The organism is Kitasatospora sp. NBC_00070 (assembly GCF_045041205.1).
GTDB lineage: Bacteria > Actinomycetota > Actinomycetes > Streptomycetales > Streptomycetaceae > Kitasatospora.
Genome location: NZ_CP108248.1, coordinates 437,586 through 463,777, shown reverse-complemented (window position 1 = coordinate 463,777; position 26,192 = coordinate 437,586). Strand labels below are relative to the sequence as shown.

20 protein-coding genes and 1 pseudogene are annotated in these 26,192 nt (G+C 69.2%); 12 read left to right on the top strand and 9 right to left on the bottom strand.

The features are described from left to right. Positions 1-29 precede the first annotated feature (29 nt). Positions 30-1,046 (top strand): NAD-dependent epimerase/dehydratase family protein, encoded by a 1,017-nt coding sequence (locus OHV05_RS37060; RefSeq protein ID WP_331730649.1) that lies wholly within the window; start codon positions 30-32, stop codon positions 1,044-1,046. 4 nt (positions 1,047-1,050) lie between these two features. On the opposite strand, the gene OHV05_RS37055 is transcribed toward OHV05_RS37060, so the two are convergent. Continuing rightward, the gene (locus OHV05_RS37055; protein ID WP_331730647.1) at positions 1,051-2,373 is read right to left on the bottom strand and encodes a hypothetical protein; all 1,323 of its coding nucleotides are present in this window, start codon (positions 2,371-2,373) and stop codon (positions 1,051-1,053) included. A gap of 118 nt (positions 2,374-2,491) precedes the next feature. Between OHV05_RS37055 and OHV05_RS37050 the strand changes: the two genes are divergently transcribed. From OHV05_RS37050 to OHV05_RS37005, 10 genes are all read left to right on the top strand, one after another. After that, on the top strand, positions 2,492-3,031 hold the full coding sequence (locus tag OHV05_RS37050) for a winged helix-turn-helix domain-containing protein (RefSeq protein ID WP_331730644.1): 540 nt from the start codon (positions 2,492-2,494) through the stop codon (positions 3,029-3,031). Continuing rightward, the gene (locus OHV05_RS37045; protein ID WP_405021680.1) at positions 3,028-3,555 is read left to right on the top strand and encodes a transposase; all 528 of its coding nucleotides are present in this window, start codon (positions 3,028-3,030) and stop codon (positions 3,553-3,555) included. Before OHV05_RS37050 ends, OHV05_RS37045 begins: the two co-directional genes overlap by 4 nt. Positions 3,556-3,811: 256 nt before the next feature. Further along, positions 3,812-4,237: an ATP-binding protein gene (locus OHV05_RS37040; protein ID WP_405021679.1), complete on the top strand. Its 426-nt coding sequence runs from the start codon at positions 3,812-3,814 to the stop codon at positions 4,235-4,237. A 14-nt stretch (positions 4,238-4,251) separates the two neighbouring features. Beyond that, positions 4,252-4,683, top strand: a complete 432-nt coding sequence (locus OHV05_RS37035; RefSeq protein ID WP_331730638.1) for a hypothetical protein — start codon at positions 4,252-4,254, stop codon at positions 4,681-4,683. 187 nt (positions 4,684-4,870) lie between these two features. Beyond that, on the top strand, positions 4,871-6,100 hold the full coding sequence (gene fxlM / locus OHV05_RS37030; protein ID WP_331730635.1) for a methyltransferase, FxLD system: 1,230 nt from the start codon (positions 4,871-4,873) through the stop codon (positions 6,098-6,100). Between the two features lie 47 nt (positions 6,101-6,147). Next, on the top strand, positions 6,148-6,318 hold the full coding sequence (locus OHV05_RS37025; RefSeq protein ID WP_331730633.1) for an FxLD family lanthipeptide: 171 nt from the start codon (positions 6,148-6,150) through the stop codon (positions 6,316-6,318). Positions 6,319-6,520: 202 nt separating this feature from the next. Beyond that, positions 6,521-9,484, top strand: coding sequence for a lantibiotic dehydratase (locus OHV05_RS37020; protein WP_405021678.1), 2,964 nt, complete (start codon positions 6,521-6,523; stop codon positions 9,482-9,484). Beyond that, complete coding sequence (locus tag OHV05_RS37015; protein WP_331730628.1) at positions 9,481-10,692, top strand: lanthionine synthetase C family protein; 1,212 nt, start codon at positions 9,481-9,483, stop codon at positions 10,690-10,692. The genes OHV05_RS37020 and OHV05_RS37015 overlap by 4 nt, the downstream gene beginning before the upstream one ends. Before the next feature lie 14 nt (positions 10,693-10,706). Beyond that, positions 10,707-11,579: a thiopeptide-type bacteriocin biosynthesis protein gene (locus OHV05_RS37010; RefSeq protein ID WP_331730626.1), complete on the top strand. Its 873-nt coding sequence runs from the start codon at positions 10,707-10,709 to the stop codon at positions 11,577-11,579. A 1-nt stretch (position 11,580) separates the two neighbouring features. Next, positions 11,581-12,075 (top strand): hypothetical protein, encoded by a 495-nt coding sequence (locus tag OHV05_RS37005; protein ID WP_331730624.1) that lies wholly within the window; start codon positions 11,581-11,583, stop codon positions 12,073-12,075. Positions 12,076-12,266: 191 nt separating this feature from the next. Here OHV05_RS37005 and OHV05_RS37000 read toward each other — a convergent pair whose 3' ends face one another. The 4 genes from OHV05_RS37000 to OHV05_RS36985 all read right to left on the bottom strand — a co-directional run bounded on the left by OHV05_RS37000 (position 12,267) and on the right by OHV05_RS36985 (position 17,321). After that, positions 12,267-12,599: a hypothetical protein gene (locus OHV05_RS37000; RefSeq protein ID WP_331730622.1), complete on the bottom strand. Its 333-nt coding sequence runs from the start codon at positions 12,597-12,599 to the stop codon at positions 12,267-12,269. Then, on the bottom strand, positions 12,596-13,846 hold the full coding sequence (locus OHV05_RS36995; RefSeq protein WP_331730620.1) for an IS256 family transposase: 1,251 nt from the start codon (positions 13,844-13,846) through the stop codon (positions 12,596-12,598). The genes OHV05_RS37000 and OHV05_RS36995 overlap by 4 nt, the downstream gene beginning before the upstream one ends. Before the next feature lie 420 nt (positions 13,847-14,266). Then, complete coding sequence (locus tag OHV05_RS36990) at positions 14,267-15,856, bottom strand: MFS transporter (RefSeq protein ID WP_331730617.1); 1,590 nt, start codon at positions 15,854-15,856, stop codon at positions 14,267-14,269. Between the two features lie 61 nt (positions 15,857-15,917). Beyond that, entirely contained in the window at positions 15,918-17,321 is a 1,404-nt protein-coding gene (locus OHV05_RS36985; protein ID WP_331730615.1) for a cytochrome P450, read from the bottom strand. An 813-nt stretch (positions 17,322-18,134) separates the two neighbouring features. Between OHV05_RS36985 and OHV05_RS36980 the strand changes: the two genes are divergently transcribed. Next, the gene (locus tag OHV05_RS36980) at positions 18,135-19,511 is read left to right on the top strand and encodes an IS1380 family transposase (RefSeq protein WP_331730612.1); all 1,377 of its coding nucleotides are present in this window, start codon (positions 18,135-18,137) and stop codon (positions 19,509-19,511) included. A gap of 571 nt (positions 19,512-20,082) precedes the next feature. Here OHV05_RS36980 and OHV05_RS36975 read toward each other — a convergent pair. From OHV05_RS36975 to OHV05_RS36960, 4 genes and pseudogenes are all read right to left on the bottom strand, one after another. Then, positions 20,083-21,285, bottom strand: a complete 1,203-nt coding sequence (locus OHV05_RS36975) for a M20 family metallopeptidase (protein ID WP_331730607.1) — start codon at positions 21,283-21,285, stop codon at positions 20,083-20,085. Between the two features lie 1,778 nt (positions 21,286-23,063). Continuing rightward, positions 23,064-23,237: pseudogene (locus OHV05_RS36970) on the bottom strand (IS30 family transposase); the annotation flags it as partial. 513 nt (positions 23,238-23,750) lie between these two features. Next, on the bottom strand, positions 23,751-24,854 hold the full coding sequence (locus tag OHV05_RS36965; RefSeq protein ID WP_405021677.1) for a beta-propeller fold lactonase family protein: 1,104 nt from the start codon (positions 24,852-24,854) through the stop codon (positions 23,751-23,753). 538 nt (positions 24,855-25,392) lie between these two features. After that, positions 25,393-26,142 (bottom strand): Mur ligase domain-containing protein, encoded by a 750-nt coding sequence (locus OHV05_RS36960; RefSeq protein ID WP_331730599.1) that lies wholly within the window; start codon positions 26,140-26,142, stop codon positions 25,393-25,395. Positions 26,143-26,192 lie beyond the last annotated feature (50 nt).

Genomic DNA, 26,192 nt, shown 5'->3' with positions numbered 1-26,192 from the left:
GGAGCGGCCCGCAGGGCAGGATCGGCGCCATGAGGATTCTCGTCTTGGGTGGCACGTGGTTCCTTGGCCGAGCTGTGGTGGAAGGGGCGCTTCAGCGAGGGTGGGACGTCACCACGTTCAGCAGAGGCCGATCCGGGACACCAACGGAGGGTGCGCAGCACGTCCTCGGTGACCGTACGGAGCGCGCAGACCTTGAGCGTCTGGCCGGTTACGGCCCGTGGGACGCGGTGATCGACACGTCCAGCACCGAACTCTCCCCGCAGGGGGTCCTGTTCAGCTCCACGGTTCTGCGTTCCCAAGTCGCCCGGTGGGTGCATGTGTCGACGGTGTCGGTCTACCAGGGCTGGCCACACGAGAGACTGACCGAAGACGGGCCGATCCTCGACTGCCCTCCGGACGCCGACGAGAACTTCGGCTACACCGGGGCCGACGGGTCCCCGACGATCTACGGCTTTCAGAAGGCTGGAGGAGAGCGAGCAGTCCAGACAGTTTTCGGTGACGACTGCACCTTCCTCCGCCCCGGTGTCATCCTCGGGCCGGGGGAGTATGTCGGCCGGTTGCCGTGGTGGCTTGGACGGGCTGCCCAGGGCGGTCGCATCCTCGCACCCGCACCTGCCGGACGGCTGATCCAACCCGTGGACGTCAGGGACGTCGCCCGTTTCACCCTGGACCGCGCTGCCGCCGCTGAGGGTGGGGTTTTCAACGTCACCCACCCGACCGGCATCACGTTCGAATCGCTCATCCAGGAGTGCCTGAAGGTCACCGGCGGCACCGGCGCACCCGCCTGGGCCGACGAACAGCTGCTCATCGACCACGGGGTCACCCAGTGGACCGAACTGCCGCTGTGGCGGACGCACCTCGGCGTCTGGAACGTCGACTCCAGCCGTGCCGTCGCGGCCGGCCTCCACTGCCGACCGGTCGAGCAGACCATCGCGGAGACGTGGGCGTGGCTCCAGGCAGGTGGGGAACTGGTTGACCACCCCAGGCGCCACGCCCACGGAATCGGACCGCAGAAGGAAGCACTGGTGCTCGCCAGCGTCGCCTGAGCGGTCAAGCCCCAATGGCCGGAATCGATCCGATCTGTGCGCTGGCCGCGACAGCGACGTAAGCCTCGATCCGTTCGGCCAGTTCAGCCGTTGCTTGCCCAGAACCCGCGAGAGCAAGGTCCCCGCGGAGACTGCGCATTCGATCCGTGACGCCTTCGACCCGCCACTCACGCGGCAGATCGAACACCGGGGTTACCGCCTCGCTGGCGCCGTCCAGTTCGCCAGCGAGGATGTGAGCGCGAGCCAGATCGGCCTGAGCCTGCGCGAGGTCGGTCCTCTCCTGTGGGCTCAGGTCCGACGCGCCGCCGCCGGGCCGCGACATCTGGCCGATCGCCTCTTCCGTGGACCTGATGGCGTTGGTGCTGTCGTTGAGCAGCAGGTAGGTAGTGCCGTTGCTCATCAGCGCGCGGCGGCGCGTGAATCCGAACTCGCCAGCGACATCGTCGTGAAGCTCGTCGCGTTCACCCCGGCCGACCTCCAGAGCGCCTACGGCAGCGCGGCGGGCCTCCGTAGCGTTGCCGAGGTGTGCGTACGCGCGGGCCTCGATGACGCCGAGCCTCAGACGGGCGGTGTCACCCAGGCCGTCGAAGCCCTTCGCGACGCGGGCCAGTTCGACCGCCTGGGACGGGCGACGGTCCCAGTAAGCGAGGAGTGCCAGCGTTCCATGCGCATGTGCCTGGAGCGGCCCGTACGCGATGACCTGGCCGTACATGGCGGCCGAGCGAGCGAAGGACACTGCAGCGGGAAGTGATCCGAGGTCGAAGGCGGTGGTCGCCAGGATGGCAGCTGCCTGGCCGGCGACCAGGTAGAGGCGGGCGCGCTGGGCCACTATCTGCGTGCGCTCCAGCATCGCCTGGGCGACGGCCAGGAGGTCTCGACCCCGACCGAAGACGGCGAAGGGAGGCAGCTCCAGGTACGCGCGGGCCAGAGCCCTGGCGTCGTCCTCCAGCTCGGCGAGAGTCATGTCGGGAAGGTTGTTTCCTGCGGCATCGCCAGCGTGAGCGGCGGCCTGACGTGCAGTCATGAGTAGTTCACTTTCATCGAGCATGGGTTCCAGCAGGGTCGCGGGTGGCCCATCGGTACACGAGGCGAACAGGTGCTTCGGCGGGAGGTTGTACATCCGTTCGAGAATGCTGGGTGCAGGGTGGCGGGGCATCGCGACTCCTCCGACCTTCCACCGGTGCACAGTCATCGCGGTGACATCAGGCTCGTCGTACGCCTTCTCGCCGGTGGCCTCGTACAGCTCGGCGGCTGCCTGCTGGTAGAGGGCTAAGAACCGGCCGAAGGGCATGTTGGCGTCTTCGATCAGCTGGCCGAGCACGGTCATCACTGCCGGGGTCTCCCGTCCGTCGCGCCTACTGAAGTTGAATGCGTGATGTCGCTCGGATGGGTGAAGCAGTAGCGTTCGCCTGCCGGCGGAGGGACGGTCCCGGTAGTCATGTGCTGTGAGGTATGCACAGGGCGGCGGTCTGACCGACGCGGAGAGGGCCGCGCGGGAGCGGATCCGGCAGCAGGCCGTGGAACGCTTCGAGGGCGGCGAGAAGAACCGGGAGATCGCGGCCGGTCTGCGGGTGAGCGTGCGTTCGGTGGAGCGCTGGCGCCGGCAGTGGCGCGAGGGCGGTGCGGCAGGTGTGGCTTCGAAGGGCTCACCCGGTCGTTCGAAGCTGTCCGACGCCCAGATCGCGCGACTGGAGCGGGAGTTGGAGCGTGGGCCGCTGGCCCACGGCTGGGAGGACCAGCGGTGGACCCTGGCACGGGTGAAGACGCTGATCGGCCGACTGTTCCACGTCTCCTACACCGTGGAGGGCACCTGGGTCCTGCTCAAGCGCCACGGCTGGTCCTGGCAGCAGCCGGCCCGCCGGGCCATCGAACGCGACGATGCGGCAGTGGAGTTGTGGAAGAAGGACATGTGGCCGCGGGTAAAAGCGCGGCGGCGGCCCGCGGGGCCTGGCTCGTCTTCGAGGACGAAGCCGGGCAGTCGATGAGGCCGCCGCGTGCCAGGACCTGGGGCAGGCTCGGCTGCACGCCGGTGGTGCGGGTGCGGGGCCGGGGAGCCGGCCGGGTCTCGATGGCGGGGCTGAGCTGCTACAAGCCCGGCAGGCGCTCCCGGATGTTCTACAGCTTCCACGTCTACCGAGGCCGCAAGGGCGAGAAGAAGGGCCTGACCTGGCAGGACTATCGGGACCTGCTCATCCGCGCGCACATCCGGCTCGGCGGCCCGATCGTTCTCGTGTGGGACAACCTGCGCGCCCACCTGATGCCGCCGATGCAGGAGTTCATCCAGGCGAACCAGGACTGGCTGACCGTCTTCCAGCTCCCCTCGTACGCACCTGACCTCAACCCGCAAGAGGGCATCTGGTCGCTGGTCAAGCGCACCATCGGCAACCTCGCCGCCGCCGACCTCGACCAGCTCGCCCGAGCCGTCAGACGCGGCCTGAAGAAGATCCAGTACCGCCCTCACCTCATCGACGCCTGCCTCACCACCACCGGCCTGATCATGGACGGCTGACCATCCTCAGACCGACATCACGAATTCAAATTCAGTAGCGTTCGCAGTCTTTCTACTGCTGAATATCACCGGCGCGGGGCGCGGCGCACGCGATGCGGGCGAAGTGTTAGCAAGTGATATCAGCGCGTTCCAGCACCACCCGATGGTGCGTCAAATGATTGCCCAGCGTTGTGGCTTCGTTATGGCATTTGCCTGCATTCTTGGTCCCCGCAAGCGAACCAGCCCGGGGCGCCAGTCGCCCCTGATCATGGGAGCGATGCACGTGGTGGCCGTCAAGCAGGCGAGCAAGCGCCTCAACGAGTGGGTGTCGACCTTTGCGGCGGCCGCCGTCTCAGTTCCGTCTGCCCGCAGTCAGGTTCGTCAGATCATGACCAGCTGGGGCTGGGAGGGCGCAGGGCTCGATGACCTGCTTGTCATCTTCTCGGAGCTCCTCACCAACGCGATTGAGCACGCGAGCAACCCCGGCGATGAGGTGCAGGTGAGGTTGCAGGAGCTCAAAGGTGACTGCCGGGTCGAAGTTGTGGATAGGAGGCCGGACTTGCTGCCACCAGCACTCTTGAGGCCGCAGGGTGAACGGGGGCGGGGGCTGCTCCTGGTCCGGGACCTCGCGGCCGACATGGATGTTGCTACGACGAAGGGGAGAAAGAGCGTGTGGGCAAGGGTGCAGCGCGCTGAATGTTAGGGGGCATCCCTGTGATGGCCAGCGCCGATCTGGCCCTACCACCGCGCCTGATCCTGCCTGGCATCGAAGCCTTCGTCCGCGGTGGTCGTCCGGCAGTGCCGTCCACCGATGACGGCAACTGGTGGGAGGACGGCCTCTGCTGGCTCTACTGCGGAGAGTGGGCCCGCGTCATGTGGATCGGGCCGGTCACGGTCGCTTCCGCAACCGCGCCCATGAGAGCTTGCGCCGCCTGCATCCGCCGCCTCCACGACATGGTGTGGGAGCACCTGCTGCTCAAGGACTCCGGAAGCCAAGAGCCGGAACTGCCGCTGCCGGAAGCCCCGATGGCTCAGCGAGTGGTGGAGGCGAGGAGCCTGCCACGGCATCGCGCCCGTCGCCGACGATCGGTCCTGGACCGCTGGCGGAACGGCTGGAGGAGGCGCGTCCGGGACCGCGAAGCGCGGTAGCCAGCACACACCAAGGGACTTCCCCGTTCCGATGCGATTCTGCCGCGCTCGGCATTGCCGGGATGGGGAAGGTGGGGCCGCGCCACCGGGAGGGGCGCGGCCCCACCGCCGGTACCGGCTGCCGCCGGGCCGGGCTGTACCAGCGCCACCTCCCGGGTGGCGCGTACCAACAACGAGGGAGAGCAGCATGTCGCTCCAGCAGGACGACCGCGAAACCGCCACCGGGGCGGAGGAGTTCAGGACGGCGATGGTCGCCAAACTGCGCCAGGAGGGCACCATCCGCAGTGAGGCGGTGGCGAGGGCGATGAGCGTGGTGCCCCGCCATGTGTTCGCGCCGGAGTTCTCCCTCGCGCAGGCGTACGACCCACACCAGGCGCTGGTTACCAGGCGGGACGCGAACGGGCTCGCGACCAGCTCAGTTTCGGCGCCGCAGATCCAGGCGTTCATGCTGGAGCAGGCGGACGTACAGCCGGGCATGAGCGTGGAGGAGATCGGCGGTGGCGGCTACAACGCCGCACTGGCCGCCGAGTTGGCTGGCTCTCACGGTCGGGTCGTCACGGTGGACATCGACCCGTTCGTCACCGACAGGTCGGAGAAGTTCCTCGGCGAGGCCGGCTACAGCCGAGTCGACGTCGTGCTGGCCGACGGCAACGAGCCGCTGGAGGACTACTACGGCCCGTTCGACCGGGTCATCGTCACGGTTGGGGCCTGGGACCTTCCGCCGGGCTGGACGGGCCAGCTCACCGAGGGCGGCACGATCACGGTTCCGCTGCGGATGCGCGGAATCACCCGCTCGATCACCTTCCGCCAGTACGACGACCACTTCGTCAGCACCTCGGCCGAGGTGTGCGGTTTCGTCAGGATGCAGGGCTCCGGCGCTCACGACGAGCGCCTGGTCCTCCTGCGCGGCAAGGAGGTGGGACTGCGCTTCGACGAGGATCCGGTACCGGATGTCTCGGGGCTGGACGGTGTGCTGGAGCGCGCGAAGTCGGAGCAATGGAGCGCGGTGACGGTCGGCCAGGCCGAGCCGTTCGACTCCCTGTACCTGTGGCTGGCCACATCGCTGCCGGGCTTCGGGATGCTGTCGGTCGACCCCGAGCTGGACACCAAGACGGTCACCCCCGCGAACCGGATGGCGTGCCCGGCGATCGCGGACGGAGAGAGCCTGGCCTACCTCGGCCTGCGCAGGACCACCGATGAGGTGCCGACTTACGAGTTCGGCGCGTACGGCCACGGCCCCGACGCGGAGCGCCTGATCGACCTGATCGGCGAGCAGATCGCTATCTGGAACGAGAAGCAGCGCGGCGGTCCGGGACCGGTGTTCCGTGCTTACCCGGCCGGCACCCCCGATGACCGGCTGCCGGACGGGCACGTCATCGACAAGCGCCACGTCCGGCTCATCATCTCCTGGCCGTAATCCACGACCAGGCTCGCACAGCACCAACCACTCGGGAGGAAAGCACCATGGCCAACAACAGTGGCGGCACCGTCGCCTTCACCGGCGGCGACTTCGACCTGGACGTGCAGATCGTGGAGAGCGGAGAGGTGGTCGCCGCTCTGCTGCGCAGCACCGATGACAACTGCGGCTCGACCTGTGGCGGCAGCGCGTGCGCCAGCGGCGGCGGCAACGTCTGACCTGAGCTGACGCTCCAACTGGCCCGGTGCGCGGCCGAACTGTGCCTTATCGGCCGCGCACCGGGCCGTCCTGTCTTCGATTCCTGGGGGAACAGTGATGTACCGCGCATCTGGCACGGCGGTTGCCCGTCTCGCGGCCCGCCCGTCGGGCACGTCTCCGGCCGGGTGGCCCGACCTGACCGGCGAGACGGACCAAACCACCGTGGGGTGGCGCAGATGGCTGGAACGGGCCTGGTCGGACAGTCAGTTGGTAGCCGCCATAGAGGTCGCGGCCGGGGCGCAGCTGACCAGTCGGGTGGCGCAGGTCGTGGCCGGCGGCAGTGTCGAGCCCGCCCGGTTGCGGCGTCTGGTGCTGTCGGTGATGCGCTACGCGCTGCGGGCGGGGCGGGCGACGCCGTTCGGGCTGTTCGCCGGCGTCGCGCCGGTCCGTTTCGGCGACAGCACCGAGGTCGCGGACGGCGGTGAGGGGTTGGCGGTGGCGCGGGTGGACGCGGCGTGGCTGGCCGCGGTCGTTCGCCGCCTGGAGCCGCTGCTGCTGGAGCGGCTCCCGGTGGTCGCCAATGACCTGTGCACGCAGCGCGGGCGAAGGCTCGTGGTGCCCGCCCGGCCGAACCCCGGCGGCGGCGCGCCGGTGGAGGTATCGGTGCGGCTGACCCGGGCGGTGGAGATCGTGAGGGCCGCCGCCCGGAAGCCGCTGTCCCTGGGGGCCCTGGCCGCGCTGCTCGGCGAGGAGTACCCGCATCAGGACCCGGTCGTGGTGCGGCAGGTTCTCGCCGTGCTGGTCGAGCAGGGCGTTCTGCTGAGTGGTCTGAGGCCGCCGATGACCGCTGTCGATCCGCTCGCCCACGTCCTCGCCACGTTCGAGGCGATCGACGCCGACGCGGTCCTGGATGTGCGGCAGCTGGTCGCGGAGCTGCGGGCGGTGCGCCGCGACATCGCCTGGCACAACGAGCAGAGCGGCGCGGTCGGGCAGCGTGAGGCGCGCGTGGTGCTGGCCGCCCGGATGAACGCCCTGGTGCCGGGCGGCGGGCAGCCGCTGATGTTGGACCTGCATTGGCCCAGGGAGATCGTGCTGCCGGAGCGGGTGCGCACGGAGGCGGAGCAGGCGGCAAAGCTGCTGGCCCGGCTCACCCCGCGACCCGCAGGGCACCCGGCCTGGGTCGACTTCCATGCCCGCTACATCGAGCACTACGGACCCGGCGCTACCGTCCCCGTCACCGAGCTCGTCAACCCCGACACCGGGTTCGGGTTCCCCGCCCGCTACCGCGACTCGCTGATGCCGGACCCGCCACAGCAGCTCGGCCGCCGCGACGCCCGCCTGCTCGCCCTCGCGCAGAAGGCCGCCGTCGAAGGCCACCTCGAAGTGCTCCTGGACGATGACCTGCTCAACCACCTCGCACCGAAGGACGGATGGCCGGGCGGACCGGTGCAGCCGAGCGCCGAGCTGACCTTCCATCTCGCCGCCGCACTCCCGGAGTTACTGGACAGGGGTGCGTTCACACTGACGGTGGTGGCCGCTCCGCGCGCCGCCGGGACCACAACGGGACGCTTCCTGCACCTGCTGCCCAAGGGCCTGAACGCAGCCGTGGCCGGCACACGGACCCTGCGTCGTGACGCGCTGGCGGTGCAGGTCTCGGCGCCGCCCCTGTTCACCCGGGTGGAGAACGTCGCCCGCGCCCCGCAGCTGCTCCCTGTCCTGCACATCGGCGAACACCCCGGCACCGAGGCGGGAGCGGTCGTCCGGCTGGAGGAGCTGGGGGTGCGCGCGGACGCGCACCGGATGTGGCTGGTCCGCCTCTCCGACGGCCGCCCCGTGGAGCCACGCGTGCTGAACGCGATCGAGTTCCGTGCCAACACCCAGCCCATCGTCCGGTTCCTGTGCGAGATCACCACCGCCCTCACCCCGGTCTACACCGGCTTCGACTGGGGCGCCGCCGGGAAACTTCCCTTCCTGCCGCGCCTGCGCCGTGGTCGCATCATCGTGTCCCCGGCCCGCTGGCACCTGGCGGCCATCGACCTGCCCGACCACACCGCGACGTGGCAGCAGTGGCAGGACGCCGCACGGAAGTGGCTGGACACCTACTCGGTGCCGCCCCGGGTGCACCTGACGCAGCACGACCTCAAGCTGCCGCTGGACCTGGCGGTGCCCGCGCACCTGGCGCTGCTGCGCGAGCACCTGCACCACGAGCCGACCGCCGCCCTCAGCGAGGCCCCCGGACCCGGCGCCGACGGCTGGTGCGCGGGCCGGGCCAACGAGATCACCGTGCAGCTCCACGCCACCCAACCCCGGCTCCCCGGCGCCCGCCGACCCGGCCCGGTTCACGTGGTGCGGCGCGAGGACAGCCACCTGCCCGGAGCCTCCGCGTGGCTGTACGCCCGGGTGTACGGCAACCCCGCCCGCCAGGACGAGATCCTGCACGAGCACCTGCCCGACCTGCTCGCCCGGTGGGCCCACCCACCACAGTGGTGGTTCCTTCGCCACACCGACCCACAGCCCCACCTGCGGCTACGGCTGCGGCTGCCGGAAGCAGCCGCCTTCACCCTGGCCGGCGAGCGGGTCGGCGAGTGGGCCAGGCAGCTGCGATCCCTCGGCCTCGTAACCCGTCTCCAACTCGACACCTACCAGGGCGAGACAGGGCGCTACGGCAGCGGGTTCGCCATGACCCTCGCTGAGACGGTCTTCGCCGCCGACTCCCGGGCGGTGCTGCTCCAGCTCCGGCACGCCGACCTGAGCGGCGACGACCCGGTCGCACTGGCGGCGGCGGGCATGACCGCCCTTGCGACCGGGCTGCTCGGCGACGAGACGGGCGTGGCCTGGCTACTCGACCACATCCCGCACGGCCACGCCGCAGCCGTGCCGCGCCCGCTTCACCAGCAGGCCGTCCGCCTCGCCGACCGCACCGGGCGACGGCCCGCACTGCTGGAGTCGGCGAGCGGCCGAGACGTCCTGCGCGCCTGGCGCGCCACCGACACCGCCCTCACCGACTACCTGCAACACCTCGAAAAGAACGACGAGTTGGCTCCGGGAGATGTCCTGCCGTCGCTGCTGCACCTGCACTACGTGCGGATGCTCGGCATCGACCACGAAGGCGAGCAGCTGTGCCACCGGCTGGCCCGCGCCGCTGCCGGCGCGCAGTCCGCCCGGCGCATGGCCGGTGCCCGATGAGCGGCGACCAGCGGAACCGCGCCCAGTCCCACCTCACCCACCTCACGTCGGAGCTTGCCCGCCCTCCGGCCAGCCGCTCCGCGAAGTGGGGCCAGTCCCTGGCCAAGGGAGCCCCGGGGATCGCCTTGCTGCACATCGAACGTGCCGCCACGGGCCTCGGTGGCTGGGAGAGCGCGCACGAGTGGCTGACCGCCTCGATGCGCTCCCCAGTGTGGTCGGCGCCCGGCACCGGCCTGTTCTTCGGCGCACCCGCCGTCGCCTTCGCTGTCCACACCGCCACCACCGGACCGGGCAACTACCCGCAAGCCCTCGAAGCACTGGACGCCACGGTAGTGCGGATGACCGTGCAGCGCCTGGAAGCCGCCCACTCCCGCATCGACCGGGGCGAGCGCCCGATCTTCGCGGAGTTCGACCTGATCTACGGCCTCACCGGCCTCGGTGTCCTGCTGCGGCGGCGTGACCCGCACGGCGGCCTACTGCGGGATGTACTGCGCTACCTGGTGCGGGTGACCGAGCCGCTTCCCGGGGGCGAGCCCGGGTGGTGGACCGACGTCGCGCCGACAGGTGACCTCTCGCCCCACTACCCGGCCGGTCACGGCAACTTCGGGATCGCACACGGCATCACCGGCCCACTCGCCCTGCTCGCCCTCACCCTCAGGGACGGGACCGAAGTAGCCGGGCAGCGGGAGGCCATCGGACGGATCACCGACTGGCTGGACACCTGGCAGCAGGACGACGAGCAGGGCGTGTGGTGGCCCGAAGCGATCACCCCGCCCGAGGTCCGGCGCGGACACCCACGGCAGGCCGGCCCGCTGCGGCCGTCCTGGTGCTACGGCACTGCGGGCATCGCCCGCGCACAGCAGCTCGCCGCCCTCGCCACCGGCGACCCTATCCGTCAGGACAAGGCCGTGCGGGCGCTGCTCGCAGCCCTCGGCGACCCCGCACAGACCGCCCAACTCACTGACTCCTCGCTGTGCCACGGCACCGCCGGGGTCCTGCTGACCGCCCGCCGGATCGCGGCCGACTGCCGCAACCCGTTCACCGCCGCCCGACTGCTGGACCGCGCCACCACGCTGGCCGAACCCACCCCCGAACCTGCCGAGCCGGGCCTGCTCGAAGGCGCCGCCGGGACCGCGCTCGGCCTGCACACCGCCGCCCTCAACCGGTTGCCCGCCTCCGGCTGGGACGCCTGCCTCCTCCTCACCTGACCCGGGACGACACCATGACCAGCAGCACCAAACCCGCCCCGGCCGCCGTGGCACCCACCAAGCTCTGGCCCGCGCCCGAGCCGTCGTGGCTCCAGCACCACCTACTCCTCGCCGACCCGGTGGACGGGAACCGCGCCGAGCAGTTCGCCGCCACCCACCTCCTCCCCGCCCTCACGGCCCTGGAGCAGGCGGGCGTGGTCACCAGCTGGAACTTCCTGCGCAAGGGCGACCGCTGGCGGCTGCGCTACCACCCGCCCAGCAGCCGGGGCGCAGAGGCGGCAACCGCAGCCGTCATCGTCCTGCTGGACCACGGCCAGCGGTCCGGGGTGCTGGCCGACTGGCGGCCTGTGGTCTACGAACCCGAGGCCCTAGCCTTCGGCGGCGACGCCGGGATGGAAGCCGCCCACCAGCACTTCCACGCAGACAGCCACCACACCCTGAACTACCTCGGCGCCGTCCACAGCGGAGAACGGCCCGACCAGCGGCGCGAGTTGGCAGTTCTGCTGGCCGCCGCGCTGATGCGCGGCGCCGCCCTGGACTGGCACGAGCAGGGCGACACCTGGGCGAAACTCGCCGAACTGCGCGGCGCACAGCGGCCCACCAGTCCGACTCTGCGGGCCTCCGTCCACCGCCTGCTGACCGTCGACACCGCACCCGGCTCCCGCCTCGCCACAGGCCAACTTAGCTACGCAGCAGCCTGGTTCAACTCGTTCACCTTCACTGGGGCCCGACTGCGGGAGCTGAACGACGACGGCCAGCTCCGGCGTGGCCTGCGCGCCGTGACCGCCCACCTGCTGATCTTCCACTTCAACCGCCTCGGCCTCAGCGCCGCCGAACAGGCACTGCTCGCCAACGCCGCCACCACCGTTGCCCTCGACCTGGAGTGACATGCCCCCCACCTGCGGCACCTCGGGCCTCCTGGCCGACGCGATCCGCCACTTCCCCCTGGTGGAACGCCGCCGACCTCTCGCCCGCCCGCTGCCCGAGCGCATCCAGCGCCTGACCGACCTCGCCCGCGAAGCAGACGAAACCGACAACCTGACCAGCGCCTCCGCCGTCCACAACCTCGCCGCGCTGCTCGCCGCCGACCAGGGCCTGCCTGTGGAAGCCCGGCGGCTGTGCCGGGAGCACGCAGACCTCTACCTGCGGGCCCAACCGCTGAACGGCCCCCTGGCCAACCGCGCCATGGAGCCACTGGTCAACCTCGGCAGCCTGGAAATCCGCCTCGGCGACGGCGACAAGGGCCTTGACCTGCTGAACCGGCTCGCCGACGCCGTCACCTCCCGCACCGACACCGCCCTGGACGGCCACCCCATACCCCTTCACATCGAAGCGGCCCGCCTGCCAGAGCGTCTCAAGGCAATGCCGGGCCGTTACGGCTGAGGCGGTGCTGCCAGACGGTCGGTGAAGTCGGGCTCGGCGGGCAGGACCCCTGTTGGGAGGCCCGCTCGACAGGGCGCGCTGGAGGACCAGTAATCACACCGCGAGAGGGCATAGGTGCGGCTCGGCTCGTAGGACGCGGGGGGCGCCCGCCGCTCCTGCAGAGCAATAGTCAATACCTGTGGATGGCTTGGTCATGGCAGCGGGTTGGTTCCCCGGATGGACTGCCAGCGGGAGCGCGGGGTGGCTGAAGTCAGGAGTTGAACTCCTGTGCCTCGGAGGGTCACGAGCGCGGTGTGGACGGGGTCGAGTTCATCGACGGAACGGTGGTAGGCGAGGATCTTCGTCAGTTCCAGGTCGATGGCTTCCGCCGAGTCGTGGATGCGGTCGAAGCGGGCGCCGCAGCGAACCGGCCCAAGCATGCAGCGCACGGTGACTGTGGCCTCGGCCAGACTCACGATGGTGATCTGATCGATCGCCAGTTCCACCTCGACCGCGTGACTGCCGGGGTTGAGGGGCTCGGTCATGCCGCCGCCTCGGTGCGCTCGACCAGGATGCCGTTCTCGAAGCGGGCGCCGGAGCGGACCAGAGCGACGAGGTGGGCGCCGGTGATCGCGCGCCAGCGTTCCTGGGCGGACTCGACGAGCTTGAACACCATCGCGAGGGCCGCGGCCGGGCTGCCGGCCCCGCGGGTGACCTTGGTCCGCAACTTGACGGTCGAGAACGTCGATTCGATCGGGTTCGTGGTCCGCAGGTGGATCCAGTGCTCGGCCGGGAAGTCGTAGAACGCCAGCAGTTCCTCCGCGTCGTCGGCGATCTTCGCGACGGCCTTGGGCCACTTGGTGCCGTAGGTGCGCGCGAACGCCTCGATCGCCTTCTCAGCGTGCGCGCGGTCCTCGGCGTTGTAGATCTCCTGCATCGCCTTCAACGCGCCAGGCTGGGCGGACTTCGGCAGAGCATTCGTGACATTGCGGGATTTGTGAACCCAGCACCTCTGATGCCGGGCGGCGGGGAACACCTCGGCCAAGGCCTTCCACAGTCCCATCGCGCCGTCGCCGACGACCAGTTCGGGGTCGCGCATTCCCCGGCGGCGGCAGTCCCGCAGCAGGTCGGCCCACGACTCCGTGGACTCGCGCAGCCCCTCCGCGAGCGCGATCAGCTCCTTCGTGCCGTCCAGGCGGACGCCGAGCAGGACCAGGACGCACGAGTGTGCCTGCCCCAGCCGGATCTTGGGGTGCACGCCGTCGGCCCACACGTAGACGAAGTCGCGGTCGGACAGGTCCCGGGCTTGGAAAGCCGTGTGGTCGTCGCCCCACTGCTTCGTCAGCCGGGTCACTGTGGCCGGCGACAGCCCGGCAGCCGAGCCGAGGAACTGCTCCAACGCGGGCACGAAGTCCCCGGACGACAGGCCGTGCAGGTAGAGGAGCGGCAGCACTTCGCTGACCTTGGGCGACTTGCGGCACCACGGCGCAAGGATCTTCGAGGAGAACCGCTTGCGCTCGCCGGTGGCCTCGTCGACGCGGCGGTCGTTCACCCGCGGCGCGGTGACCTCGACCGGCCCGGCTGCGGTGGTCACGGTCCGGGGCCGGTGGTGGCCGTTGCGGACCACCAGGCGGTGCCCGCGCCCGTCGGTCTCGGCCGCCAACTCGGCTATGTACTGGTTGACTTCGGCCTCCAGCGCGGCGGCCAGCATCCGGCGGGCGCCCTCGCGGACGATCTCATCGATCAGGGAGCCGGACTGGGTGGAGCCGTCGTCGGTGACTACGCTGAGCACGGGCGTGCCTTCCCGACCCGCGCTGCAACGCGGGCCTACTCGGTGACCATCAAAGGATCAATCGGGAAGGTACGCCCTCCGCGTGCCATCCCGGAACCGATCCACAGGTCTTGAGCATTGCTCCTCCTGCAGGGGTATGGGCGGTGACGGTATGTCCGCAGTCACAGCAGACCTTGTGGAGCTGGTACTCGGTGACGTGCACGATGACCAGGGGACGTCGTGGACCTGGCGCCGGCCGAAACCGGCCAGCTCGGCGCCCGCGAGGCCCTCGCCGCGCTCCCCCACAGGCCCTCGGCCGGTGGTCCTCGACCAGGTCGAGCCGCTCCACCATGCCCAGCGCAGGAGAACCCCGCTGCCGGCCCCGCGTGCGAGCGGCCCTCGGCTTTCGTCGGACGCCGAAGATGCCTACCGGTATTGAGGCTAGCGCTCCTGCTCATGAGGAGCCGGACTCTTGCCAGGCAGGAAAGCGAGCGCAACGACCAGCCCGAGCGCCGAGGCCGTGGCCGCACCTAGGGCAGCGATGTGCATGGCATGGATGAAGGCGTCCTTCGCGGGGTCGACGATCTCGCTCGCACGCAGGCCAAGCTTTGCGGCCACACCGAGGGTGCCCTCGATCGACTCACCTGCCGTGCTGCGCAGCGCTGGGGGCAGGGAGGTTAGGTCGGCCTGGACGCTGCTCCGGTATGTGGTCGACAGCAGCGCCCCGAGGACCGCGACTCCGAGGGAGATGCCCATCTGACGGAAGGTGTTACTGACTGCCGATCCGGAGCCCGCCTCCTCGTGCGACAGGCTGGTCATGATGACGACGGACGCGGGCGGCTGCACGAGGGCCATGCCTGTGCCCTGGGCAAAGGCGATGACCTCCAGGACCCAGATTCCGGTGGTGCGGCCGAGGAGGAGAAAACCGACGAATGCGATGGATATGAACGCCATCCCTAGGCCAACGGTTGATTTGACGCCCAGGCGGCCCACGACCAGCTGCGCCCGAGGGGCCAGGATCATTTGCGCAAGAGCGAGGGGGAGCAGTAGCAGGCCAGCCTGGAGCGGGCTGTAGTCGCGCACGCTTTGGAGATAGAAGGCGCTGACGAACGTGACGCCCATCAGCGCGAAGAATGCGAGACCGATAATGACGACCGAGGCGGAGAAATACCTGTTCCGGAACCAGGAGACGGTGAGCATCGGATGTGTTGAACGTTTCTGGTCCAGAACAAACAGTGCCACCAGAGCAAGCCCTGCGAGGATCGGGGCCCAGCTCTCGGCAGCGCCGAAGTCAGCGCCCTCTCCGCCTCTGATAATGCCGTAGACGAGCAGGACCAGGCCGGCCATCGAGAGCAGCACACCCAAGGGGTCGAGTCTGCCGGGCTTTGGGCCGCGACTGTCGGGGACCAGGTAAGCCGTGCCGACCAGCACTACTGCCACGATCGGTATGTTGACCAGGAAGACCGAGCCCCACCAGAAGTGCGCCAGCAGCAGGCCGCCTGTGACCGGGCCGAGCGCGAGGGCCATGCCCGCTGCACCGGACCAGGCTCCGATGGCCTTCGGCTGTTCCTCCCGCTCGAAGACATTCATGATGATGGCCAGTGTGGCAGGCAGTACGAAGGCACCGCCGAAGCCCATGACGGCGCGGTATGCGATCAGCTCAGCGGGGCTGTCCGCCAGGGAGCACAGCAACGACCCTGTGCCGAACACCGACATGCCGAACAGTAGGACCTTTTTGCGGCTGAGGCGGTCGCTGAGTGAACCGGCGGTGAAGAGCAGACTGACGAATACGAGGGTGTAGGCGGTGACCGCCCATTCCAATTGGCTCTGGCTGGCCCCGAGGCCCACGGGTTTGGGTGTCGCGATTGTCTTCAGCGCGACGTTGAGGATCGAGTTGTCGACCATGACCACCAGCAGGCTGAACACCATGATGGTGTGGATCGCCCAGCGGCGCTGATGCACTGCCGCGGGCACCCGACGCGTGGCGTGGGCCAAGTGCGCGGCTATGCCGTGGTGGTCGCCTCTGGTCATCGCAGGTGTCCTCTCCGCTGGCCAGAGCAGACGGCCGGCACGGCCCGTCGGTGAGGGGGCGTCACCGGCGGGGGCACGATCGTCCTTGGGAGGAGGGGACGCCCGGCTGGGCCAGGGCGTCGAGGGAAGCGTAGTGGCGTGCGCACGGGTGTTGAAGACGAGCCAGACGCACCATCCGCCACGTGAGTACGAGCTGCTTCGCCGCGAGCGCCGCGGTGGCACCCGAGTCGCCCGCCCGGTGCAGCCGGAGTGCGGAGGCCAGGTGACGCGGAGGCGGATCTGTGCGGGGCCAGACCAGGCACGGGCCGCGGTTGGCCAGGGACCTGGGGTGGCCGGCACTGGTCGCCAGTACCAGTGCGGTCACGATCTCGGTGATGGCCACGGGGAGGGTGCTGGTGGCCAGGCCACGGGCAGGGCAGGAACGTGCACCTGGCACTCCGAAGGGTGTGAAGTTCTCCGGAACAGGGGAGCCCTCCGAGGTCCAGCGGCCGGGGCGGAAGGTGTCAGGGGCGGGTAGGCCGGCCCGCTGGAAGGAGGGGTAGTCGAAACAGACGACCGTCCCCTGGGGGATTCGCCTGCCATTGCTCAGAGTGATGTCCTGGGTCAAGATCCGATGCGAGAACCCGAACAGCGGGTACATCCGGAGCGTCTCGTTGATGATCGAACCGAGGAGTTCACAGTTGCCGGGGTCGGCTGCCAGCTGGCTCTGCAGGTGGTCGTCACTGGCGAGTGCCATGCAGACATGGGTCGTGGCCTCGGTCATCTGGCCGACACCGCTGCCAAAGAACACCAATCGGAGGTAGGCGGCTTGCTCCTCGGAGGTGAGGGACGGCGTGCGCAGGGGCTTTCGAAGTTGGGGGAGACGGGTGAGCACCACGGCGTCGAGCTGCTCGGCCAGGGAAGGCTTCGGTCTCGAGCTGGCCTTGATGGTGTCAAAGAGGTTTGCCGAGTAGGACGTGATCAGCGATCGGACCTCTGCCGGGCAGGGCTCATCGAAAAGCAGGCGGAAGAAGAACTCGGCCCACCCGGGGGCAATGACATCACGGAGCCGGACCGCATGGATGCCGGACCGCGGCACCGCTTCGTGGACGGCGGTGCCCATGCACTGGTGTGCCAGGCGGGTCGTCTCCTCTGGGGTCACGCTCAGCAGAGCCCGGGTGACGGGAGCCAGCTCATCGTAGAGAGCGCCGTGTTCGAGGTTCTCCGGGTGCAGCCCCGCCTGAGGACCGAACCAGAGGAAGTGCAGGTCAGAGAGTGCGGCTCCGTGTCGCCGCTGCCGTGCTGCGGGATGCCGGTAGACCTCCTGGAAGTACTCGGCGCCGACCGATGGGCCGGGAACGACCAGTGTCGTGTCCGTCTTGAGAAAAATTCTGCGGCGCACCGAGGCAACGAGCCGGGGCAGGTATCGGACCATGACCACAGCGGCTGCCACGAGGCCTGCAGCTGCGGCTGCGAGACGAGGCATAGGCGGGACTCCTCGCAGGGTAAGTGGGCCGGGGCGGATACGAAGCCGCCTGGATCGAGCGCTGGTGCTTCCCGGAGCCAAAGCGAGGCGGCGGCGGAGCAAGCTGGGACGTGGGGAACCAGCACCGTGCTGCCAGCTGCGTAGGTAAACGGCGGCATCCACTTCTCACGGCGGTCAGGCCTGAGATTCCGGCTGCCGCTTTTGCTCCTTAGATTTCTTACTATGCCGTGCGTCACGTGCGAGCAGGAGAGGAAGGGGCCACTGTTGCGCGAAGAGGAACCCGTCCCTGCCCACCCAGGAGCTGAATTTTTACGGGCCTTCCGCGGGGTTGTCATGACAAATTCCAGATGACTGCCAACGAGTCGTGTGACCTGCGGATGATCGTGTCTTCAGTCCGCCACGGCCGTGGGAGCTTCCAGCTGTCGGTGCCCGTCGTGGGCGAGCCTCGTGTGCCTGGTCGCGGATCAGGGCCCTGCGATCAAGCGGCCTGAGCGACGGGTCGCCGCACAGGATGTCGAGATCGTCGGCTTGAAGCGGCAGGTGGCAACGGACTCCACCAAATCCTCGAAGCCACCTTGCTCGGGGCAGCCCGTTCCGCAGGCCCGCCGGGCTCGCAGCGCAGGACGGCTGGTAGAACGCGCGAGGCAGGACATTCGTATGATCAAGGTCGGATGAAGGTCTCCGGGGTTAGCCTCGGGCTTTCATGAGGCCAGCTGTCCGACGGGTGGTCAGGAAAGCAGAAAGGGCCTCTGACCAGCGAGAATGAGGATTGTCTAGGTCCCTGTTCCCGCCCCGGTCGGAGGCACTTTCCAGGTGAGTAAGCGTACCGGGTCGTATCCGCGTGTCCGCGTCGAGGGCGGTGGCCGCGGGGTGGTCTCGCAGTCCGGCGCCGTGCTGCTGGTCGAGACCGCCCGCAAGACAGGGTTGGACGCGGCGATATCGACGGCACTGGCGCCGTGGCGCAAGGCTCGGGCCGTCCATGACCCGGGCAAGGTCCTGCTGGACGTCGCGCTCGCGGTGGCCCTTGGCGGGGACTGCCTGGCTGATGTCGCGATGCTGCGGGCCGAGCCCGCCGTGTTCGGCCCGGTGGCCTCCGACCCGACCGTCTCGCGCCTGGTCGACACCCTCGCCGCGGCCGGGCCCCGTGCACTGGGGGCGATCCGGCGGGCGCGGGCCGAAGTCCGCGAGCGGGTCTGGCGGTTGGCCGGCGAGGCGGCCCCGCACGTGGGCGGCGAGGTGGTCGTGGACATCGACGGAGTGCTGGTCCTCGCGCACTCCGAAAAGCAGGACGCGGCCAAGACCTGGAAGAAGACGTTCGGGCACCACCCGCTGTTCGCGTTCGTCGACCACGGCCCAGGCGGGTCTGGAGAGCCGGTCGCCGGGCTGCTGCGGCCGGGGAACGCCGGCAGCAACACGGCCGCAGACCACATCGAAGCGGCCCGGACGGCACTGGCCCAGCTACCGAAGAAGTACCGGCGCGGACGCCGAACCCTGATCCGCACCGACTCCGCCGGCGGCACCCACGACTTCCTGAACTGGCTCACCACACGCGGCCGGTGGCTGTCCTACTCGGTGGGGATGACCATCACCGGCGGCATCCACCAGGCCGTGCTGAAGATCCCGGCCTCTGCCTGGACCCCCGCAGTCGAACCCGGCGGAGAGATCCGCGACGGCGCCTGGGTTGCCGAGCTCGCCGGCGATGTCCTCAAAGGCTGGCCGAAGGGGATGCGGCTCATCGTCCGCAAGGAACGGCCCCACCCCGGAGCCCAGTTGCGCTTCACCGACGCCGACGGCATGCGCCTGACCTGCTTCGCCACCAACTCCACCGGCACCCCGATCGCCCGGCTGGAGCTGCGGCACCGCCAGCGGGCCCGCGCTGAGGACCGCATCCGCGCCGCCCGCGACACCGGACTGCGCAACCTGCCCCTCCACCAGGCCACCCAGAACCAGATCTGGCTGGAGATCGTCCAGCTCGCACTCGACCTGCTCGCCTGGATGCCCATGCTCGCCCTGACCGGCACCGCCCGCCGATGGGAACCCAAACGCCTACGGCTGCGGCTGTTCTCCGCCGCCGCCCAGCTCGTCACCACCGGCCGCCGCCGCTACCTCCGCCTGGCCCGCCACTGGCCCTGGACCGACACGATCACCAGTGCCTTCGAGCGCCTGCACGCCCTGCCGGACCCCGGCTGACCAGCGACATCACCCCATCCCGACGAACACCAGACAACATCCGGAACCGTGGAACCCGGCGCCCAACCGACGCGCCAGTCGGGCCCTCGGTATTTCTATAGGCAGAAGACCCAGCCCGGACAAGCAGAAACGGCCCGCCAGCCGAGCTGACGAGCCGTCATGCAAGATCGAGGCTAGCGAACTCTTGACGGGCCGACCTGGCTGATGGTGCGCTCCTATCTGTCCGCCGCCTGCAAGCGCGGCCTCAACCCCACGGCTGTCCTGCGGGATCTGTCCGCCGAAATCCCCGGCTCCAGCCAGCTCACGCGTAACCAGAGACTTGATCAGTCACGGCCCCAGCAGCTTGTTGAGTTCAATTTCGATAAGCTCGTCAACAATTGTTAATGGGGCAATTCTGGGGATATTTTGATTGGCCTGGAGATGTTCTGGGAAAGTAGGGAGACCTGGTCCTGATTTTCGGTGCGCGGGCCGGGCGCCAGCATGGCCGCACCCGCGACATGCTTGGGATCGGCCGACTGCCCGATGTTCAGATCCCTGACCAACAACAGTGCCGGGGTGCGCACGACTGCACTCAGGCCGCGGCGAGGTGCCGCAGCGCCAGTGCCGCGAGCAGCGCGGCGCCGTCGGCCAGAACCGCATCGTCGAAGATCGCCTCGGAGGAATGGTTGTAGGCAGCTGTCGCCGGATCAGCGTCCGGTGGGCATGCGCCGAGGAAGAAGAAGGCCGAGGGCACCTGTTCGCTGACGTAGGAGAAGTCCTCCGCGCCCGCGAGCGGCTGCGGCATGGGCTGGAACCGGTCTCTGCCGAACAGGTCGCGGACGGTCTGGGCGACATGTTCCATCCGTGTGGCGTCGTTGACGGTGAGTGGGTACCCCTTCTCCCAGCGCGCGTCGGCCTCAAGCCCGTGAGCGTGGGCTACGCCTTGTACGAGCTGCAGCGCCTCCCCTTCCACCCGCTCCCGTTGTTCGGGCGAGAAGGTGCGCACGGTGGCATCGAAGTGGGCGTCGTCCGGGATCACATTGCTGCTGGTGCCTCCGTGGATGTTCCCCACGGTCACCACGACCGGGTCGAAGATGTCGCAGCGGCGGGTCACCATCGTCTGCAGGGCCGTGACCACCTCGCACAGCGCCGGGATCGGGTCCCTTGCCAGGTGCGGTGCGGAGCCGTGGCCGCTGCGGCCGCGCAGGGTGGCCCGCAGGATGTCATTCGCAGCCATCGCCGTGCCCGGGCGCCCCGCGAAGACGCCGCCGGGCCAGCGGGAGCTGATCACGTGCAGCCCGTAGGCAGCCACCACCGTACTGCCGGCAGCGGCCAGTACCCCTTCGTCAATCATGATCTTGGCACCGCTCCAGCCCTCCTCCCCCGGCTGGAACATGAAGATCACTGACCCTGCCAGCAGCTCCCGGCGCTCGGCCAGCAATCTCGCCGCGCCCACCAGGCCGGCCGTGTGCAGGTCGTGGCCACACGCGTGCATTGCCCCCGCGACCCTTGACGCGAACGGCAGGTTGCTGGCCTCCTGTACCAGCAGCGCGTCCATGTCCCCGCGCAACAGGACTGTCGGCCCTGGGCGCCCGCCACGCAACACGGCCGTGATGCTGCTCAGCTTCTCGCCCAGCGTCACCTCCAGGCCCAGGCCCCCTACTGCGGCCAGAACCTTGGCCTGTGTCGACGGCAGGTGCAGACCGATCTCCGGCTCCTGGTGGATAGCCCGCCGCAACGCCACCAGCTCAGCTTGCAGTGCGGCGGCGGACTCCAGCAGGCCCTGTAGCGTCATGAATGCCTCCAGTCCGCACGGCGGAGGACAAGCCTCCCGTATCTCCAGTGCCGCGGCATGTCGAACCAGTTGTCCGTTGCAGGTTCGGCCGGACTGGATCAGCGTCAAGCAGCCGCGCGGGGGCTCCGCCCGCTGACCGTCTCACGTCCTGAGGCGACACCCACTATCGGGACAAAACCTCCGGAACGGATGGAACCCGTACACCACTTCCCTGGACGCAACCACCTGTTGCCGGGAAGCCGTTCCTCGGCCCAGGCCGGGGAAGAGGCCGTAGGCTCCTTGTCTCGGGCGATTTCATCATGATGCGCAAGCAACTTCTGACTCTCAAGAAGCTGTCCGAAAGGCCGACGGCCTCAGAGGCAGTCGGCCTCGCCGCCAAGTGGGCGGTCTCTGAACCACATCCACAACTCTTGACGGTTGCTCGTGAACCGGCGAGCCCACCGGAGCTTGCCGTCGCTGGACGTTTCGCCCCTGTCAGTCAGCGCCAGCCGCGGGGCACGGCGGCCTGGCCCCGGCTGCTGGAGCGGCCCTTCACCCAGGCGCTCGATGAGCCGGCCGCACCCGTCGCCGGTTCCCCGCCGACGCTCGTCCGGCCCGATCAGCGGGTGGGGCGTTGGCGGCCTGCGGTGAGAATGTCGGCCAGGGCTGCAGCGTGACGGGCCTGGCGCGTGAGGGTCGGGACGTCGGCCGGGTCGTGGAGGACGAGCTCTGCCCAGACCACCTTGCCGACTGCGGCCAGGGTCACCCCAGCGGTGGGCGAGGGCGGCGACCATCAGCAGGCCGCGTCGATGCTGAGTCTCCTGGTCGCCGAGGCGGGTGCCGGGCCGGGGCAGCCGGCGTCGGGGATCGGCAGCTTCGATGCAGGCGCGGTCCCCCACCGGTGCCAGGCGCAGTGTGACGCGGATGGTGCCGGGCGGCGTTGGTGAGCAGTTCGGCGCCGATGGTGAGGAGGTCGTCCAGGACCTGGCCGGTGATGCCCCAGGCGTGGGCTCCGGTGCGCAGGGCGGCGCGGCCGGGTGGGATGCAGGCGAGGTGTCGGTGGGGGCAGGGGAGGTGGTGTTACGGGCGAACGGCCCGACAACAGTGGGGAGTTCGACGAGTTCGCGCTCGACATCGCCGTGGTGGTGGCCGCTCGCCCGAACAGCAAGCAGCGACTGCCGCGGTAACACCTGCCAGGGTGGCTCCAGCACCTGCAGTTCGTTCGCCGAGGACCCGGCCTGACACACCCCGAACAGCACCTTCACCATCCAGCGACGAAGGAGGCCCCCGCCACCGCCGGCCCCGGCGTGCCGGCACCGACCCGGGCGGCCTGGATCTGCCCCGCGACATCAACTTGACGGGCGATCAGGCAACCGCGCTGCGGTGGCTTGAGTCGCCATGGCAGCGAAAGGAGGTCCGCGACGCACTGAGTGTGGCCAGCCCCGGGCGGTGCCGCCGTCCGGAGGAGATCCTCGCCGGTGAGTGGACCGAGCCACGTCGCATCCAGCGAGCGGTCGTGTCACTGGCGTCCTACTCGAACGCGCCGCTGACGCGCCGCGGTGGCCCTGTCCCGACCGCGCTCGAAGGCACGAGCACCCCGACTCGACTCGGGCAGCTGCGGGACCGTCTCGCGCAGAGGTACCCCGCCGCGACGGGGGAGCAACTGAGGGTGGCACGGGAGACCTTGAGCAGTTCGCACGCCCGTTTGACGTTGTGACCTGCCTGTTTCTCCGCCTCGATGAACGGGTGCACCGTCACCGGGTCTCCGTCGCGAAGAAAGCCGTGGTGCAGTCGACCGGTCAGCGCAACAGAGCGGCGAGTCCATCGGCTGGGGTGTTGAAGTCGAGGGTCTTGCGGGGGCGGGTGTTCAGTCGGAGGGCGATCGTGTCCAGGCCGTCCTGGGTGAGGTGGCCCATGCTGGTGCCCTTGGGCAGGTACTGGCGCAGGAGGCGGTTGGTGTTCTCGTTGGTACCGTGCGGTCACCGCGGCGGCACAGCTAGACGATCTCGGCCTTGAACTCCGGCGTGAACGAGCGGCGAGGACGCGGCTTCCTCGTCCCCATGCTCTCGATGATGGACATCATCCTTCCGGAGCCAAAGCCCCTGATCAGGAGCGTCCGTCGCTCCGCTCGGCGAGGGCCGCGCCGAGCAGGAGGATGACCGAATTGCGGTCGGGGAAAGGACCTCCGGGCCTGGGCATGTCGCCCAGGCCCGGAGGTTCGGTGCTCGACGAACGGGGACCGCCACCGTCCGATCGCACGCGGGGTGGACCTCAGTCGCTCGGTGACGTCCTTGTCGGACGCGCCGCCCGCGCACTCCCGAATGATTCGGCACCGCAAGGCTCAGACCTGCGGCGTCGACCGGCGAGGCACCCGCCCCTCCAGGGCGGCCCGCTCATTGCCAGAGAACACCCACTCGACCTTCGGCTGACCCGTCCGCACCATGGGACCGGTCAATATGTATGAATTAAATTCTAGGCTCAGGACATCAGGGCCGGACGGTGAGGATGGTGTCGGCGTCGTTGTTGACGATGTAGACGCGGGTGCCGTCGGGGCTGGCGATGACCTTACCCAGTTCTGACTCGTGGTCAGCGTCGTGCTGTGCGTAGCCGAGAGGGGTCATGCCGGTGACGGTGGCGCTGGCAGCGTCGATCACGGACAGGGACAGGGCAGGGGCCGGGCCGGAGTTGTCGACGCCAGCGACGTAGACGTGGGTGCTGTCGGGGCTGACGGCCAGGTGGCCGGGGATTCCGGCGGGGGTTTCGATGGCTGCGACCGGTGCGCCGTTACGCGTGGTGTCGTAGGCGAAGACGGCCTGCTCCGAGCTGAGGTAGAGCCGCTTGCCGTCGGGGCTGACGGCTGCGTCCGCTACGTCGGTGAGGTCACCACTCGGGTCGATCGTGTTGAGGGGTTGGAAGGAGTCGGTGACCGTGTTGGTCGCCGTGTTGATCCGTATGACGTCGGTCCAGTGGCCGGCGTCGGCGACTGCGTAGACCTGCTTGCCGTCGGGGCTGGCAACGAGGTGGGTGAGCGGGCTCTCCGTGTTCGCCGGAACGATCGCCGCCGGGGAGACCGCCTTCCCCTTCTTGCCGGTTTCGTAGACGAACACGTGCTGTTCGCCGGACTCATTCTTGAGGGTGAGGTAGAGCTTGGAGCCGTCCAGGCTGAGGAGGGCAGCGTCCACCCCGGTCAGGTTCCCGCCGGGGCCATCAGGGTTTTTCAGATCGACCGTGCGGACGACCTTGGTCGACCTGGTATCGATCACCGCCACCTTCGCGCCCTTGCCGTTGTCGAGGACAGCGTAGACGTACTTTCCGTCAGGGCTCGGCGCGATGGCGATCGGGTTGCCCGAGAGCGTGGCGCTGCTCTTCTGCAGCACGTTGGTGACCTCGTTGCTGACGTACATCTTGGGGGCTGTGCCCGTGCTGCCAGGGTCGGCAATGTACATGCGCGATCCGTCCGGGCTCAGGGCGATGTCGGTCGGCGTGTGAGGCATCTTCAGGTGGGAGTAGATCTCCCCTTGGCCGATGGGAGCTGCCACCGCCGGAGTCGCCAGACCGGACAGACCGAGTCCGAGGCAGGCCAGGGTCATGCCAGCAGCCGTCCGACCACGAGTGTTCAACTTCACTGAAATATCCGATCGTTGAGAAATATGAGCCAAGATCACGCTATGGCCATTGTCAGTGATCGGTCAATATTCGTCAGCACTGTTGGCCCAATCGGCGTGCAGGTCGCATACCTGTACCTGGCAATGCAATGCACTGCGCCCAGGACCTCAACCGCCGCCGCTCTCGCCGGGGTTTCTACGACCTGTTCGGCCTCACCGAAAGCATTCCGAGGCCGGCCTGTCACCTCGACAGCCAGAAGGAACGCGGCCCCAACGTCGCGATCTGGTGGCGCTTCTGGGGCCACGAGCGGCAGGCCCTTGCCCCACAGCTCGGGCCACGGCTGCCCAATGAACCCTGGACTGTCACGAATCCGCTCGAAGGTACCGAGTTCGTGCACCTCGTGGCGGCTGTTATGAGCTCGTCGAGCCCTGGGCCATGCCGGTGACCACGGTGATCTTCTTCGTATCGGTGCGGACCGTCGCACTGTGAGATCACCGGCCTGGTATCGCCGCTGACCGCCTGTCAGCCGATTTTTGAGGCGGACCCGCTCTGACCCGCGGGCAGGAGTGGGAGGCGGGCGTGACGGCCATCGAGGCCACCAGAACGGAGGCCCAACTGGGCGAAGAATGCTACGGCGCGGGTCGGATCGATCTTGCCGCTGACGGTCACCCAGTACGCGGGGATGCCGGGGCGGATGCGCTTGATCAGCCGTATGGTGTCGCTCGGGGTGGCCACGACGGTGCGGTCGCTCTCGTCCGCCTCCGCGATCAGCAGGTTGCCGGTGTCCAGGCGCGCGGCCGGGCCGCCGACGGGGGTGCCGCCGATCAGGTGGGAGGGGTTCTGGCCTGCCAGTGCGACGGTGAGGATCGCGGTGGTGGTCTTGCCGTGGGTGCCCGTGACCGCGACGGAGCGGTCGGTGGTGGTGATGAGCTGGGCCAGAACGTCGGAGCGGTGCACCACCGGAACACCCCGCAGGCGGGCGGCCTGGAGCTCGGGGTTGGAGTCGGTGACCGCGCTGGACCACACCAGCACGCTGGCGTCGGCGGGCAGCCGCTCGGCGTCGTGGCCGACGGACACCTGGGCGCCGACGGTCTCCAGCTCGCGCAGGGCGGCGCTGTGGTTGCGGTCCGTGCCGGACACCCGCCTGCCGCTCTCCAGCAGCAGGCGGGCCAGCGGGGACATTCCAGCGCCGGCGATGCCGGTGAAGTGCGGGCGGGACAGGTCGAGGGGGCCGCCGCGGTGGGCGGGGACGATCACGTGCCTGGGTTCCATGCCGTGAGCTCCTTCGGGTCCGGCCCCCGATCGCCGGGGGCCTGCCGATG